The organism is Vibrio sp. 1562 (assembly GCF_033340155.1).
GTDB lineage: Bacteria > Pseudomonadota > Gammaproteobacteria > Enterobacterales > Vibrionaceae > Vibrio > Vibrio alginolyticus.
Window position 1 is genome coordinate 34,998 of the sequence record NZ_JAWOVY010000012.1, and the last position, 14,197, is coordinate 49,194.

General features: G+C 46.3%; 15 protein-coding genes. 3 read left to right on the forward strand and 12 right to left on the reverse strand.

The window, feature by feature from the left end; translation table 11 throughout:
• Window positions 1–31 precede the first annotated feature (31 nt).
• The gene (gene cysQ, locus R7Z49_RS13910) at window positions 32–859 is read left to right on the forward strand and encodes a 3'(2'),5'-bisphosphate nucleotidase CysQ (protein ID WP_005379308.1); all 828 of its coding nucleotides are present in this window, start codon (window positions 32–34) and stop codon (window positions 857–859) included.
• Window positions 860–1,151: 292 nt separating this feature from the next.
• Here the strand turns inward: cysQ and R7Z49_RS13915 are convergent, their stop codons facing one another.
• The 12 genes from R7Z49_RS13915 to gspC are packed head-to-tail and all read right to left on the reverse strand — an operon-like array spanning window position 1,152 to window position 12,460.
• Window positions 1,152–1,913 carry a type II secretion system protein N gene (locus tag R7Z49_RS13915; RefSeq protein ID WP_017635007.1) on the reverse strand — a complete coding sequence of 254 codons (762 nt, stop codon included), beginning with the start codon at window positions 1,911–1,913 and terminating at the stop codon, window positions 1,152–1,154.
• A gap of 1 nt (window position 1,914) precedes the next feature.
• The gene (locus tag R7Z49_RS13920) at window positions 1,915–2,406 is read right to left on the reverse strand and encodes a type II secretion system protein M (RefSeq protein ID WP_005383002.1); all 492 of its coding nucleotides are present in this window, start codon (window positions 2,404–2,406) and stop codon (window positions 1,915–1,917) included.
• Window positions 2,407–2,413: 7 nt separating this feature from the next.
• Window positions 2,414–3,616 (reverse strand): type II secretion system protein GspL, encoded by a 1,203-nt coding sequence (gene gspL, locus R7Z49_RS13925; protein WP_053303405.1) that lies wholly within the window; start codon window positions 3,614–3,616, stop codon window positions 2,414–2,416.
• Window positions 3,585–4,595, reverse strand: coding sequence for a type II secretion system minor pseudopilin GspK (gspK, locus tag R7Z49_RS13930; RefSeq protein WP_005382999.1), 1,011 nt, complete (start codon window positions 4,593–4,595; stop codon window positions 3,585–3,587). The genes gspL and gspK overlap by 32 nt, the downstream gene beginning before the upstream one ends.
• Window positions 4,588–5,265 (reverse strand): type II secretion system minor pseudopilin GspJ, encoded by a 678-nt coding sequence (gene gspJ / locus R7Z49_RS13935; protein WP_132936677.1) that lies wholly within the window; start codon window positions 5,263–5,265, stop codon window positions 4,588–4,590. The genes gspK and gspJ overlap by 8 nt, the downstream gene beginning before the upstream one ends.
• Entirely contained in the window at window positions 5,252–5,641 is a 390-nt protein-coding gene (gene gspI / locus R7Z49_RS13940; protein WP_017635009.1) for a type II secretion system minor pseudopilin GspI, read from the reverse strand. The genes gspJ and gspI overlap by 14 nt, the downstream gene beginning before the upstream one ends.
• Window positions 5,628–6,227 (reverse strand): prepilin-type N-terminal cleavage/methylation domain-containing protein, encoded by a 600-nt coding sequence (locus R7Z49_RS13945; RefSeq protein WP_031779019.1) that lies wholly within the window; start codon window positions 6,225–6,227, stop codon window positions 5,628–5,630. Before R7Z49_RS13945 ends, gspI begins: the two co-directional genes overlap by 14 nt.
• Before the next feature lie 29 nt (window positions 6,228–6,256).
• Window positions 6,257–6,700 (reverse strand): type II secretion system major pseudopilin GspG, encoded by a 444-nt coding sequence (gene gspG, locus R7Z49_RS13950; RefSeq protein ID WP_005379298.1) that lies wholly within the window; start codon window positions 6,698–6,700, stop codon window positions 6,257–6,259.
• Window positions 6,701–6,759: 59 nt separating this feature from the next.
• On the reverse strand, window positions 6,760–7,977 hold the full coding sequence (gspF, locus tag R7Z49_RS13955; RefSeq protein WP_005382993.1) for a type II secretion system inner membrane protein GspF: 1,218 nt from the start codon (window positions 7,975–7,977) through the stop codon (window positions 6,760–6,762).
• Window positions 7,977–9,479: a type II secretion system ATPase GspE gene (gene gspE, locus R7Z49_RS13960; RefSeq protein ID WP_005379296.1), complete on the reverse strand. Its 1,503-nt coding sequence runs from the start codon at window positions 9,477–9,479 to the stop codon at window positions 7,977–7,979. Before gspE ends, gspF begins: the two co-directional genes overlap by 1 nt.
• The gene (gspD, locus tag R7Z49_RS13965; RefSeq protein ID WP_005379295.1) at window positions 9,479–11,497 is read right to left on the reverse strand and encodes a type II secretion system secretin GspD; all 2,019 of its coding nucleotides are present in this window, start codon (window positions 11,495–11,497) and stop codon (window positions 9,479–9,481) included. Before gspD ends, gspE begins: the two co-directional genes overlap by 1 nt.
• Before the next feature lie 36 nt (window positions 11,498–11,533).
• A complete protein-coding gene (gene gspC / locus R7Z49_RS13970; protein ID WP_005379294.1) occupies window positions 11,534–12,460 on the reverse strand; it encodes a type II secretion system protein GspC in 927 nt (308 codons plus the stop codon).
• Between the two features lie 253 nt (window positions 12,461–12,713).
• Between gspC and hslR the strand changes: the two genes are divergently transcribed.
• Both hslR and hslO read left to right on the forward strand, forming a co-directional pair.
• Window positions 12,714–13,100: a ribosome-associated heat shock protein Hsp15 gene (gene hslR, locus R7Z49_RS13975; RefSeq protein ID WP_005379292.1), complete on the forward strand. Its 387-nt coding sequence runs from the start codon at window positions 12,714–12,716 to the stop codon at window positions 13,098–13,100.
• 31 nt (window positions 13,101–13,131) lie between these two features.
• On the forward strand, window positions 13,132–14,007 hold the full coding sequence (hslO, locus tag R7Z49_RS13980; RefSeq protein WP_005379290.1) for an Hsp33 family molecular chaperone HslO: 876 nt from the start codon (window positions 13,132–13,134) through the stop codon (window positions 14,005–14,007).
• The last annotated feature ends 190 nt before the right edge of the window (window positions 14,008–14,197 follow it).

A 14,197-nucleotide genomic window follows, 5' to 3' on the forward strand; every position in this document is an offset into this window, starting at 1 on the left:
CGAATAACACTGTGAGTAAGGACTATCACTTATGCCAATGACAAAAGATCTATCTCACCTACTTCCTCAAGTCATCGAGATTGCCCGCAGTGCTGGGCAAATGATCCTCGAAATATATGAAAAGAAGCAATACGAGGCCTACACCAAAAGTGACGAAACTCCCGTAACAAGTGCGGATATTGCAGCTCACAAGTTCATCACTGAACGCTTGAGTGATCTGACGCCTGACATTCCCGTGTTGTCAGAAGAAGACGCAGACATAAGCTTAGAGCAACGCGCTCAGTGGGAACGTTATTGGTTAGTCGACCCTCTTGATGGTACTCAAGAATTCATCGCTCGCAGTGGTGACTTTGCCACTATTATTGCGTTGGTCGACAACAATCGACCAACCATGGGCGTCGTTTACGGCCCTGTATCTGGCGTGACTTACTACGCTTATAATGGCAAAGGCGCCTGGAAAATTCCCGACATGTCGGACAGCGTCAAAATCCATACACACAAACACGAACAGCCAGAGCAAAGCATCGCAATTGCTATTAGTCGTCGCCAAGACATCAATCGTATTACTAACCGTATGAGCAGCGCCTGGAATTACGACTTAATACCGCTCGGTTCTGCAGCATTGAAAGCATGCCTCGTCGCGGAAGGGGCGGTAGATTGCTATCTCCGACTAGGTCCAACAGGTGAGTGGGACACCGCTGCGACACAATGCATTGTTGAAGAAGCTGGCGGACGTATTCTCAGCACGCAATTAGAACCGCTGTCATATAACGAGCGGGAAACACTAGAAAACCCGAACTTTATTGTTCTTGGTGATGCGGATTTACCTTGGAATGAGATTTTACAACGCAAAGATTAAGCGCCCTATCGGTAAAATTTAGAGCACAAAATTCTAGCAATAGAAAGGCCACGAATATCTTCGTGGCCTTTTCTTTTTGACCTTCTGTACAGCACTTGGAGTATTTGGCCTACTATGTTCCAATTGCCTGTAAAGCTGAACGAAAGAAAACAAATCAATTAAAAATCATGGTTTTAAATTTCCATTCATTCCCAATGTACAGCGAATAGAGGTTTTAGCTTACGATGATCCAAAAGCAAAAAGAGCTGCACAATAGCAGCTCTTTTAAGATATTGGATTTTGTCACGATAGGTTAGAAGCGCCCTTGGTAATTAAACTCATATTGACCTTGAGCATTCGGCTTACCCAACCATTTCAGTTGCTCCCCCATGCTGGATGGGAACTCTGCACCAGGTTTGAACCACGCTTTGGTTGAGTACCGTTGATTAGGCATCAGTTCAGCGGAAAACGCCGCAGAGACTTGTTTGCTGCTCTGCTCACCAGTTGCCGTCAATACACTATCCTGACAGTTTATATCGGCAATCACAGGACCGAGATCTAAGCTGCCAACGGGGCTTTGAATACCACTGGCATTCCATACTAAAGTGCCTTCACCGTTCTTACACCAAGGCGCAGCATAAGTCGCATGACGAATATTCAGCTCAAGCTGCCCATCAACACCAACAGGCACAGGGAGGCGCGCTTGCTCAACAACTTTTACCGCCGGAATCGAGGCAACTAAGTTTTTGGCATAAGGGCCATCACTTAAGCTATAGCCGACAAAACCGCGCCCACGAACGTCCATTTCACTACCACGACCAAAGCGCACAGCAAACTCAGCTTTACCTGTCAGTAGACTCGACCATTGGAAATCCCAATTAACTTCTCCAAGGTTCTGGCGCTGCCAACGAATACTAGCAGCTTGACCTTGCCATACCGAACCGTTGGCTCCTTGAATGTCCAGGCCTCTCACTGTTGGTGCTTGTTGTAACACCCAAGAGACTGGTAATCCCATTAAAAGACTGACTGAAAAAAAGACGATAAAGATAACAACGTAAAGTACTGCTCGCTTCACCTTAACCTCGCTTAAACTGAAGGCGGTTTACATCGATCATGCCCGCTTGCTCTGTTCGGTCGATATCTAAAAATTCGACTTCAATACCCTGTTGCTCTTTCAAGTAACGTAACCAATCCACTAGTTGATTAAACGCGAGTGGTTTGATCCACACTTGAACGCTCTCATTACGAGGTTGTACTCGAATCAACTCAACTTTATAACGACGAGCTGAAGAAGAAACTAACTGATTCAACGGTTGACTAGAGTAGCTCACACCGCTGCTTTTTCGCAGTGCAGTGATGCCATCCGCTTTATCTTGTACCCAAGCTAGCAACTGCTTTTCACTTTGAATACGTGACTGAGCTAGCTCCGCACGTTGACTCATTGGTTGTAATAAACCCCAATAAATAATACCGATAACGGCAATAGCGCCACATCCCATGACCAAACGCTGCTCACGCTGCGAGATGCTGCTCCACCAAACCTGAGCTTGAGAAATTAAATTTTTCATCATCACCTCACAAACGCTTCAAAACAAAGCTGCCAACCACAACGTTATCGCTACGGTTCAACTGACCTTGCTCAACATTAAACTTCTCTGCCAATTTCACACGAGCCTGCTCAAAAGGTTGGAAGTCTGAACTACGAGCCTGAATACGTACTTCGCCACGTTGTCCGTCGTATTTAAAGCTAGTGATCTCCAAGTCGCTGACCTGACCAAGCGTCGCGGGTAATGCCGCCAACCATGACAACATTGCCTGCTGACCACCTCCACCAGATAAGCGGCGCTCTTCATCATCCATTTGTCGTTTGAGGTAACTAACGGTAGGAATGCGTCTTTTATTTGGGAACACTTGGCGGAAAATACGCTCACTCTCCTCACGATACGCTTGAGCTTGTGCTTCGTACTTGTGGACCACGAGCAACTGCTGCGCAACCATGACAACGATAAGCACCCCCGCAGCAATGGTGGCTTTTTGCCAGAGCTTCCAGTATTTACCCCAAGAAGATTTCGGCTTGAAGATCCCAGTCAGCAAATTGACTTTGCTTTCTGTCACCCCCTTCGCCAGTAAAGCCATCGTCATTTCCTCTGGTTGCGGCTCCCATATTTCAGGTAACGCAGATTCCGGGACCGAGCTATAGCAATCGAGCTTCCAACCTTCATGATTTTGTAGATAAGAAGAGAGGTAAAGGTCTAACCAAGAAGCGTCGACAACCGCGCCCTCTGTCACAGAGTGACGAATTAGCCATTGCTCGCCAATCATTGCAGCACTGCTGTGATCTCCACGAACCGGTAACGCAAGCACATCGGGTAAAATGCGTTTAATGGCGATACCTTGGCTTGAGAAACGTTGCAGTACAGTCTGAATCCAAGCACGTTCAACTGCGCAAATCTGCGCTTTATCCGCTTGTTTACCCAACACGCTAAAGTGCAGGCCATCAACGTCCTGAGCAACTTCGTCTTCCACTAAGTACGGTAACATCGCCTCGAATTGGCGTGTTGCACCAGGCGGTATATCCACTTGCGTCAGGACCACATCATTACTCGCCAACAGCGCCACAACTTGGCGCTGACCAGCATATGAGACCAATTCATCTAAGTGTTCCCACCCGGCGATTTCACCGCTAGCAATCACTTCCTGTTGATCTGTCGACCACACCACCCAAGGAATGGTACTTTGTTGTTCGCTACTCAGCCGAACGGTCAGAAACTCGCTCACTGATCCCTCCAAAACGACGGCGAACTACGGTCACCGTTTCTCTATTTGTACTTTGCAAAAGGCTTCGGATACGTACACGTGATTCATCCACCAACACTTGTGCATCCAATTCAAAAAAGGCGCTATCCACACCCAAATAGCCTTTGGCGTTTTTCTTTACATCTTCACTTAAGCCAGCCATTTCTGACTCTGCTAAAAATTCATCAATGCTATCCCACCCATCAAATGGGCGTTTTTCAATTAGCTGAATCGCATCACTACTGCTTAAGTTTGGTGAGAACATTGCCACCAAAATCGGAGTTTGCTCAACATCAATCGTATTCACGTTTAAACGCCAGTCATCACTTGGCAATGCACAGACCAACGGCTCCAATTTTTGGAAAATTTCACCACTCACCTGATAGACAGCCCGTAACTCGGAAGCATCTGCCATCCAACCATTTGATGCCAAATAGGAAGGTTTCATCGCTTCATATGTGCTGTCTTCAACCCCAGTAGTCGAACGGACAGAGTCATCAGCATCAATGTATTCCCAAGTAGAGTCTGCAATGATTTCTGCTTGATATGGCTCGACATCCAACTCTTCTAATAGGCGCTGCAATACATTCACTAAATATGGTCTTGTAATTTGCTGACCCGTTGGTTGCACACGACTCAATACATTTAGATTAAAGCACGCTTGCTTGTCTCTAATTCGTCCCGCCGCTTGACCATAATCTAACGGATAGACTTGCTCTTTTATCGCCCACGGTTGACTCATATTAATCGTGTCGGTGTCTTTATAACTTTGTTCGATACCCACTTTTGCTAGCGCCTCGACGCCAAGGCTGTACCAGTACGCTTGCTGGTAATTGATTTGATTAGCGCCTCGCTGAAACTGTAAGAACAAACGTTCCGACATGCTGGCGGCAACCGTCGCCATAATCGCCAGCAACATCAACACTATAATCAAAGCAACACCGCGCTGACGGTTAACCATTATTGCTGTCTCCTGAACTTTCCTCTTTCTGACTCAATGTGCCATCAGGAGTGAGATAAGTGCGGGCAATTTCTCCATAGTCTTTGAGAGTGAGAACAACAGAAACCGCTTTCGGCAGCGCTTTTTCTTCAGCCCACTCTTTTTTCCATTGCTTACCATCATAGAAACGCATATCAAATGACTCGACCTGCGTTAGCAATGGAGTAACAGTACCTTGTTGCCCAACCGGCGTATCAGGATAGCGCCACCATACTCGCTGCAGTGTTTCTTCTTTTAAGCGATAGCCAACCTTGGTTACTTCTCCACGAGGGAACTGCTGCTGAGGATTGTGCCAACCTAAACGGGCAAACATCAGCCCTTTAGTATCGGAGTCCAACAGGTAATCGGACCAAAAAATTAGCCGGCTAGCAGGCTCTTCACCATTAGTACGTGTTTGACGCATCGCCATTTGACGAAAATCGTTATCCATCATAACCATGGCACGCTGAATTTCGTTTAAGCGTTGGGTTCGTTCTTGTGATAGCGCATTGCTACGCTGTACTTGCGATACCACTTGGTACGCTGCGACACTTAAACTGGCAAAGATGGCAATCGATACCAACACTTCAATAAGTGTAAAACCTTTTACCCTTTGGCGCGTGTTTGCGCGGAGATGATTATTGCGCCACATAGCTTCGTACCGTTACTACAGGGCTCGCGCTTTTCTCTACCGAGACGCTCACATCAAATGCTTTCAGCAATGGCTGCGTCGTGGCGACTGGCGTGACTTTCCAGAACCAAGTGCGTCCTGCCAGCTCTTCTGTGCCGTTTTTCGCTTTGAGTTCTCCGGTATTCAACATCACATTTGCCATCTGATTATCCACAACCATGGCTGCAAACATTTTTTCTTCTAGATAACTGATTGTATTAATATGCTGGCTCACAGAGCGAATGACACTGATGGCAGCGGTAGCGAAAATTGCCAGTGCGACCAATACTTCCAGTAAGGTCATGCCTCTCGTCCGGCGATGACTCAAATTTGGGCGAGCTTGCTTAAAATTGCGCATTCTCATCCTCTTTCACTTCTTCGCCCGGAGCTAATAACAAAATTTGTCCACTTTCTTTGCCAATGACTCGCCAACCGTCATTAAAGGCATCACCATTTTGCGGAAAAAAAGACAGGGTAAATGGCGTGACTTCGGCGCTGGAAAAGATAAACACTTGCGGTGGCTGAATTTTCTTTTCGTCCTCTTCTTCTGCGAACATGTCTTCATCAAAAAGAGAACCTGGTTTGAATAAGCGCTCATCATTATCCCAAGCACCACCTCCGAGCTCGAGTTGTAGCGTAATATCTTCTTCTAGCTTGGTTTTGCTCGGAATCTGCTTTAATTTCAGAGGCTGCCAACCTTCTGAGGTTAAACTCAGTAGAGCGTAGGTCGATTTGGTATCATCCACTCGAACGCCAAAATCTTTACCGCTCAGCACCGCTTCTTCATTGAGCAGCTGTAAACGCTGAAAAAAGCTTTGAGCATACTGTTTGGAAAGATCTTTTTGGCTAGTCGGTAACGTCGAGATCACGGCCACAGCCGTAAGAGATAGCAAAACCAGCACCAATAGAATTTCTATCAATGTAAAACCGTTATGTTTTCGCATTTGTTTCATTAGTGCTGGCTTAGGCTCAATTATTGGAAGTCTTGCATGTTCCAGTTGCCAATATCTGCAGCTGGACCTTCTCCACCCTCTTGGCCATCTGCGCCGAGAGTGAAGATATCGATTGTACCGTTATCACCTGGGCTTAAGTATTGGTACTGGTTGCCCCAAGGGTCATTAGGAAGACGTTTGATGTAACCACCATCACGGTAGTTGCGTGGCTCTGGGTTAGATGGCTTACTAACCAATGCTTCTAGACCTTGGTCCGTTGTTGGGTAAACGCTGTTATCCAACTTGTACATATCTAGGGCATTTTCCAACGCGACAATGTCCGTAATCGCTTTTTGTTGGTCAGCCTTCTCTTTGTTACCCAATAGGTTTGGAACAACAAAACTTGCCAAAATACCTAGGATAACCACAACAACCATCACTTCTAAAAGTGTAAAACCCTGTTGTTTACTACGCTTAAACTTCATTTTTTTCTCCGAAAGTTAGATTAAAGCCATGCCGTTAGTAGACACGTCTTAATTCGAAATTATCCACTCATCAAGTTATTCATTTCTAGCATTGGCATCAAGGTCGCCATCACAATGAACAACACTAATCCAGCCATTAATGCAATCAGCGCAGGAGTAAACACACCCAGAGCAATATTGACTGTTGATTCAAAGTTTTGATCTTGGTTATCGGCAGCCCGCGTCAACATGCTCTCTAATTCACCACTTTGCTCACCACTGGCGATCATGTGTAGCATCATTGGTGGAAACAAGCGAGTTTGATCCAACGCCTTACGCAGACTAGCCCCCTCTCGAACGTTATCCGCTGCAAGCAAGACTTGCTGCTTCACATAACGGTTAGACATAACATCTACCGCAACGCGCATACCCTCTAGAATTGGAATCGCACTGGAAGTACAGATCGAAAGCGTTCGTGCGAATCGTGCGGTATTCAAACCTCGAGAGATCTTACCTATTAGCGGTAAGCTCAAGATTTTTCTGTCCCAAGCTAAGCGAAAGTCTGGCTTTTGCAACGCCAGTTTGAGGCCATAGAAAAGCGCCACCAGCACAACGAAAATAATCAGCCCCCAATCTTGCACAAACTCACTGGCTGCCAGTAAAAATTGCGTCGATTGAGGTAACTCTTGGCCCATCTGAATGATGGGTTCAATGATTTTAGGAACAACTGTCGCCAATAAGAACGAAACGATGACAACCGCGAATACCACCAAAACTACAGGATAAATCATGGCTTGAAGCAATTTAGATCGCATCTTTTGGCGGTTTTCGACGTAGTCTGCCAAACGCTCTAATACGGTATCGAGGTGACCTGATTTTTCGCCCGCCGCAACCATGGAGCGGTACAGTTCATCAAACACATGTGGGTAATCGGCAAAACTGTCGGCAAGCGGATAACCCTCTGTTACTTTCGAGCGAACCGCAGCCAACATAGAACGAATCCTCGGCTTTTCAGCCTGCTCAGAGACCGCACGCAAACACTCTTCCAAAGGCATTCCTGATTGGACTAGCGTAGACAATTGCCGTGTGATGAGTGCCAGCTCAGATGTCGAGATGCCGCGCTTAAAGCTGACTGAACCTGAAGACTTAGCCGATTTAGCTTTCGTCTCGACCACTTCAATCGGGATCATCCCTTGCTCTTTGAGTCGCTGGCGCACTTGTCGGGCGTTGTCCCCTTCTATCGTGCCTTTTTTATGCTTGCCTTTTGCATCTAGCGCTTTGTACTCAAATGCCGCCATTAGGTTTCCTTCGTCACTCGCATCACTTCTTCAAGTGACGTAATGCCACGACGCACTTTGCTTAAACCATCGCTGCGAATACTTGGCGTATGGGCGCGAACGGCTCTCTCAATTTCTTGCTCACCAGACTCTCGGTGAATCAACTCTTGCACTTGCTCATCAACCATAATGAGCTCGTGGATACCTGTTCGACCTCGGTAACCTTTTTGGTTACACGCTTCGCAGCCTTTAGCACGGTGTAGCTCTAGTGGTTCATGCGCTTCCATACCAAACAGTTTTTTCTGTTCAGCATCGGCTTCATACGGCTCTTTACAGCTTGGACAAAGCGTTCGAACTAAGCGCTGCGCTAGCACCCCTAATAACGAAGAAGAAATAAGGAATGGCTCAATACCCATATCACGTAGACGCGTAATCGCACCCACTGCGGTGTTGGTGTGGAGAGTAGACATTACCAAGTGACCCGTTAAGGACGCTTGCACTGCAATTTGTGCGGTTTCTAAGTCACGGATCTCACCGACCATCACCACATCCGGGTCCTGACGCAGAATGGCACGCAAACCACGCGCAAAAGTCATGTCGACCTTTGGGTTCACCTGAGTTTGACCGATGCCATCAATATCAAATTCGATCGGGTCTTCAACCGTTAAAATGTTGCGTTCGTTGCTATTGATCTCTTGCAAGCCAGCGTACAAGGTGGTTGATTTACCAGAACCTGTCGGGCCCGTCACCAAGATGATACCGTGAGGGCGGCCAATCAAGTGACGGAAGTTGTCATGCACTGAAGGTGTCATGCCCAAACTATGTAAATCAAGACGAGTCGCGTTTTTATCCAACAAACGCATTACCACGCGCTCACCATGTGAGGACGGCATCGTAGATACACGCACGTCCACCGCACGACCACCGATACGCAACGAAATACGGCCATCTTGAGGCACACGCTTTTCTGCGATATCTAGTTTAGCCATAACCTTCACACGAGAAACTAGCAAGGGCGCTAGCTTACGGCTTGGAGTCAGGACTTCACGCAATACGCCATCGACACGGAAACGAATCGAAAGGGTTTTCTCGAACGTCTCAATATGAATATCCGACGCACCTTCTTTGATCGCTTCGCCCAACATGGCGTTGATCAATTTGATGATTGGCGCATCGTCTTCCGATTCTAATAAGTCTTCATCGTGCGGCAGTTCTTCAGCCAAAGAGAAGAAATCATCGCTATCAGCACCAATATCTTCCATCAACTGACGCGCTTCAGACGAGTCGCGTTGATATGCTTCGGTCAGCTTTTTATCAAAGGCTTCTTTATCGATAGGTTGCGGTACGAAGCTTTTCTTTAATACACGACGGACTTCAACCAGAGCCGCAGGGTTAAGCGGCTCGACATAGTAAAGAATAGGTGGACGCTCAGGATGCTCTGTCTCCAGCACCAGTTTAAAGCGGTTGGCAAAACTGAATGGCAGACGACGCATACTTGGCGCTGTGTCTAACATATCAACCATTAGTTGTTTTCCATTTGATCAATAAACGCTTGAATCTCTGTTGGGTGCTGACGCTCCTGGCCAAAGGCTGGCATAACCGGGATCTTCTCGTCTGCCATCAACTTCAACCCTTGATCCGCTTTATAAAGCTGTTCTGCGCGAATAAAGTTGTATTTACGCTGCGTAATACCGTCAGCCGTCACACCATCGCGAATAATCGTCGGCTTGATGAACACCATCAAGTTACGTTTTTCTGTTTGCGTGCTAGTTGACTTGAACAGATGGCCAAGTACCGGAATGTCACCCAATAGCGGCACTTTAGACTCACTTTCAAGTGCGCGTTCATCGACCAAACCACCAAGAACCAACATCTGACCATCTTGGATCATGACAGAGGTGTTTAACTGTCGTTTAGCAAAGCGAACGTCAACCGCACCGTTTGCGCCTAATACGTTGGAAACTTCTTGTTCAATATTTAACTGTACAGAGTCACCTTCGTTAATTTGTGGCACTACTTTGAGTTTGATACCGACTTCTTTACGGTCAACCGTTTGGAATGGGTTGTCGTTGTTTGAGCCAGCCGTAGAGCCCGTAATAACCGGAACCTCTTCACCCACAATAAATGATGCTTCGCCATTATCCATTACGGTAATACTCGGAGAAGATAGAATGTTTGAGTTGGAGTCAGAAGCAACAGCACTAATTAGCGCTGTCCAGTCACCCATAACAATACTCATTGCCGCACCATTTACTCCGCTAAGCGCTGACGCTAGCGTAGAGTAGTCACCTGATTCAGTAACATCATATGGCGTTCGTTCGCCATTAGAGTTGGTATAGTATTCAGTGCGGGTTTGATCTTTTGCTTCTTCTAGACCAACCATCACCTGACCAATCGGGGCTCCTGAGTTACCGTACTGAATTACAGCACCCGTTTCTAATGAACCCCACTGAACACCTAGGTTAATACCATCACCTTCAGACATTTCGACAATTAACGCTTCAATAAGAACCTGAGCACGACGAATATCGAGTTGAGAAATGACGTCTTGTAATGCCATCATAATATCTGGTGGCGCTGTTAAAACTAACGAGTTAGTTGCAGCGTGAGCAGCAATGACGACCTCACCACGCGATGCACCTGATGTTTTCTGACCAGCTTGCTTTTCAGCTTGCAGGTTATCGGAAACACCTTTCAATACATCCACCAAGTCTTCAGCTTTCGCATTTTTCAGGTACACAACTCGGTTGTTACCTTTTGTCGCCATTTCAACATCAAGTTGACGAATCAAACGTTTCAAGCGGGCTCTTACTTTTGGATCACCAGAAATTAAAATCGCGTTAGTACGTTCATCGGCCACAATTTTAGGTTCAAGGAACTCTGGCGTGCTTTTCTGATTCGCACTTTTATTCAGTGCTTCGACAATGCGTACCATTTCAGCAGCAGATGCATTACGCAGCTCCACCAATTCAATTTCTTTATCGCCGGCTTGGTCAACACGCTTGATGATCTCTGCTAAGCGATTCACTACTGCCGCACGACCAGTAATCAAGATAATATTCGCTGGATCATAATGAACCACGTTACCGGCACCGGCATTATCAATCAGTTGACGAAGTAGAGGAGACAACTCACGGACCGACACATTACGCACCGCGACAACTCGAGTGATAACACTATCGCCTTGCGCGCTGCCATCACCTAACACAGGGATTGCTGAGGTTTTTGAGTCTTTTGCTTTGATAACCTTAAGTACCCCATTGTCCATCTCTACGACTGCGTAACCGTATACTTCAAGGACATTAAGGAAAAAGCTGTAATATTGCTCTTCGTTAAGTACGTCATAGCTGCGGACATCGATCTTACCGCGTACTGAAGGATCAACAATGATGGTCTTTTCGAGGTTACGACCCACTATGTTGATGAATTCTTGAATATCAGTGCCTTTAAAGCTCGCACTAAATTCGTTTGCCATTGCACCTGGTACGCAGAGTAAACTTCCTGCTAGTAGCCAAGCACTTTTGCTGAACCAATGTTTCACGTATGTCTCCCTGAACTTACGCCGGTTGCCTAAGTCTTACAATTGGATATAGATATCGTACTGTTGGCCGTCTCGCTCAACAGTTAAATTTAATTCTTGCGGATCGCTCATCACTTGCATCAGTTGTACTGAAGAAGACGGATCACTTAAATCGATCCCGTTCAGTTGAACCGCAATATCGCCAGGTTGTAGTCCTACATCATTAAATAATGCGGCATCACGACCAGGTGATACTCGATAACCAACAATGTCTCCGTCTTTTTTGACGGGTGAAATGGTGATGTATTTAAAAACGCTTTGTGGATCTTTCGCAATTTCCTCGCGGATTTGCTCTAATTTCTCTCCAACGTCAGACGTCGCTGCTTCTGCTCGCTGAGCTTGCGCCCTAGCTACCTGCGGCGATTCAGATAGCTTCTTATATTCTATACCTTCCATCATTAAGGTCTCGTCTCGACCTTGGTTATCAATGATGACGCGATCCACCAACACCGCTTTTAGTGTCGCACGTGTCCCTTCGATTTCTTCACCCAAACCGTACGTAGCTTGCTTACCTCGGTTAGCAATAACAGCAAGGCTGGTGTTGGCATCACTACTTGCAACCGCACCGACCAGCGTAAGGTTAAGGCGCGTCTTAGGGGCGTCTTTAACAATAGGCTGTTCTACAACCGCCGCTTTTTGCTCAGTGTATTTACCGAATAGGTTGGCATTCTGAAGGGCATTAAAATCTATCGCGTCGCCTTTATTGCTCGCAGCAACGCTACTCGCCGATGGACGCCATTGCGGCACTTCCGACGATTGAGGTATGGCTAACCACACAATTTTGCCAAGTATCCATCCGGTTATCGCAATAAACAGACAGGTAAGCAACAAGCTAAGTTTGGCTTGAATGGTATAATGATTGGACTTGATCTGAGCCAGTAGCGGTCTGCTTGATAATCCTGCACTTAGCTCTAAACGTTTCACTGAATGGATTCCTTTATTCTAACGTCCGTCATTTAAGCTATAACGATAGCTATCGACTTTAAATTGCTAAATTTGCAATAAAATTATTACTCAACAAAGAGCAGTGAACTATATCACAAGTTGTCTTTCATACCTTTTTCTTATGCAGTTTTTGCCAACTCCCTTGAAAAAAATACGCCTTGACTCCATCTGTAGGTGAATAATCCATCACTCATTGCTGTATTCGGGCAGTGATTAGATAGCGTAGTGTTCTATGAGTTCCCTAAATGAAGCCGTTAGGCTAGATAAATGGCTATGGGCCGCAAGATTTTACAAAACCCGCTCCATCGCGCGTAACATGGTCGATGGCGGTAAAGTCCACTATAATGGCCAACGAAGCAAGCCGAGTAAAATCGTTGAAGTGGGCGCTGAAGTCAGACTTCGTCAAGGCAACGAAGAAAAAATCGTGATAATCGAACAAATCTCAGATCAACGCCGAGGCGCTCCCATCGCACAAACCTTATATCGCGAAACCAATGAGAGTATCGCGAAACGTGAGGAACACGCGACTCAACGTAAGCTTAATGCCCACAACCCAAGTCCGGAACGCCGCCCAGATAAAAAGCAGCGCCGAGACATCATTAAGTTCAAACACCAATAAAAGCCGGAATTACCAACGAGGAAAACACTCCATGGCAAATAATGTTTTAAACCGCTACCTATTCGAAGATCTTTCAGTACGTGGCGAGTTGGTACAATTGGATGAAGCGTACCAACGTGTTATCTCCAGCAAGGAATATCCGGCAGCAATAGAGAAACTGCTGGGTGAGCTACTCGTTTCAACTACTCTTTTAACTGCCACTCTTAAGTTCGAAGGTTCGATCACCATCCAGCTACAAGGCGACGGTCCTGTGTCTCTTGCCGTTATCAACGGTGACCATAACCAACGTGTTCGTGGCGTAGCTCGCTGGGAAGGCGATGTTGCCGATGACGCAAATATTCACGATCTAATGGGTAAGGGCTACCTTGTGATCACCATCGAACCGAAAAACGGCGAGCGTTACCAAGGCGTCGTTGGACTAGAAGGTGACACTTTAGCAGAAGTGCTAGAAGGCTACTTTGCAAACTCAGAGCAGTTAAAAACGCGCCTATGGATCCGCACTGGTGAGCATGAGGGCAAAGCACACGCAGCAGGTATGTTGATTCAAGTGATCCCTGACGGCACTGGCTCTCCAGATGATTTCGAACATCTAGAGCAGCTCACTGATACAGTAAAAGATGAAGAATTGTTTGGTTTAGAAGCGAACGAGTTATTGTATCGACTATATAACCAAGACAAAGTACGTCTGTACGAGCCGCAACCTGTCGAGTTCCATTGTGGCTGTTCTCGTGAGCGTAGCGGTGCAGCAATCATCACCGTTGAGAAAGCTGAAATTTATGACATTTTGGCAGAAGTTGGATCAGTTTCTTTACATTGTGATTACTGTGGCACAACTTATACGTTCGACGAATCTGAAGTCACTGAACTGTATGCACAAGCTTCTACGGACAAGAAAACCCTGCATTAATTTACATAGCTTATCAAGCACGTAATTTACCCTACAAAAGGCCAGCTTAATGCTGGCCTTTTTGTGATCAACCCCTCGTAATAACTAGCCTCAAGCGTAATAAAACAACTGCTTAATTTTAAACAATTAATAATGATTTTGCCCTAGCGCAAAGGATTGCGTGCACGATAGACTATTCCCACCAATATGT

Excerpts from the sequence above, each read along its gene's own strand:
- cysQ (WP_005379308.1), top strand. The coding sequence starts at position 32 with ATGCCAATGACAAAAGATCTATCTCACCTACTTCCTCAAGTCATCGAG.
- R7Z49_RS13920 (WP_005383002.1), bottom strand. The coding sequence starts at position 2,406 with ATGAAAAATTTAATTTCTCAAGCTCAGGTTTGGTGGAGCAGCATCTCG.
- gspK (WP_005382999.1), bottom strand. The coding sequence starts at position 4,595 with ATGGTTAACCGTCAGCGCGGTGTTGCTTTGATTATAGTGTTGATGTTG.
- gspJ (WP_132936677.1), bottom strand. The coding sequence starts at position 5,265 with ATGTGGCGCAATAATCATCTCCGCGCAAACACGCGCCAAAGGGTAAAA.
- gspI (WP_017635009.1), bottom strand. The coding sequence starts at position 5,641 with ATGCGCAATTTTAAGCAAGCTCGCCCAAATTTGAGTCATCGCCGGACG.
- R7Z49_RS13945 (WP_031779019.1), bottom strand. The coding sequence starts at position 6,227 with ATGCGAAAACATAACGGTTTTACATTGATAGAAATTCTATTGGTGCTG.
- gspG (WP_005379298.1), bottom strand. The coding sequence starts at position 6,700 with ATGAAGTTTAAGCGTAGTAAACAACAGGGTTTTACACTTTTAGAAGTG.
- gspF (WP_005382993.1), bottom strand. The coding sequence starts at position 7,977 with ATGGCGGCATTTGAGTACAAAGCGCTAGATGCAAAAGGCAAGCATAAA.
- gspE (WP_005379296.1), bottom strand. The coding sequence starts at position 9,479 with ATGGTTGATATGTTAGACACAGCGCCAAGTATGCGTCGTCTGCCATTC.
- hslR (WP_005379292.1), top strand. The coding sequence starts at position 12,714 with ATGAGTTCCCTAAATGAAGCCGTTAGGCTAGATAAATGGCTATGGGCC.
- hslO (WP_005379290.1), top strand. The coding sequence starts at position 13,132 with ATGGCAAATAATGTTTTAAACCGCTACCTATTCGAAGATCTTTCAGTA.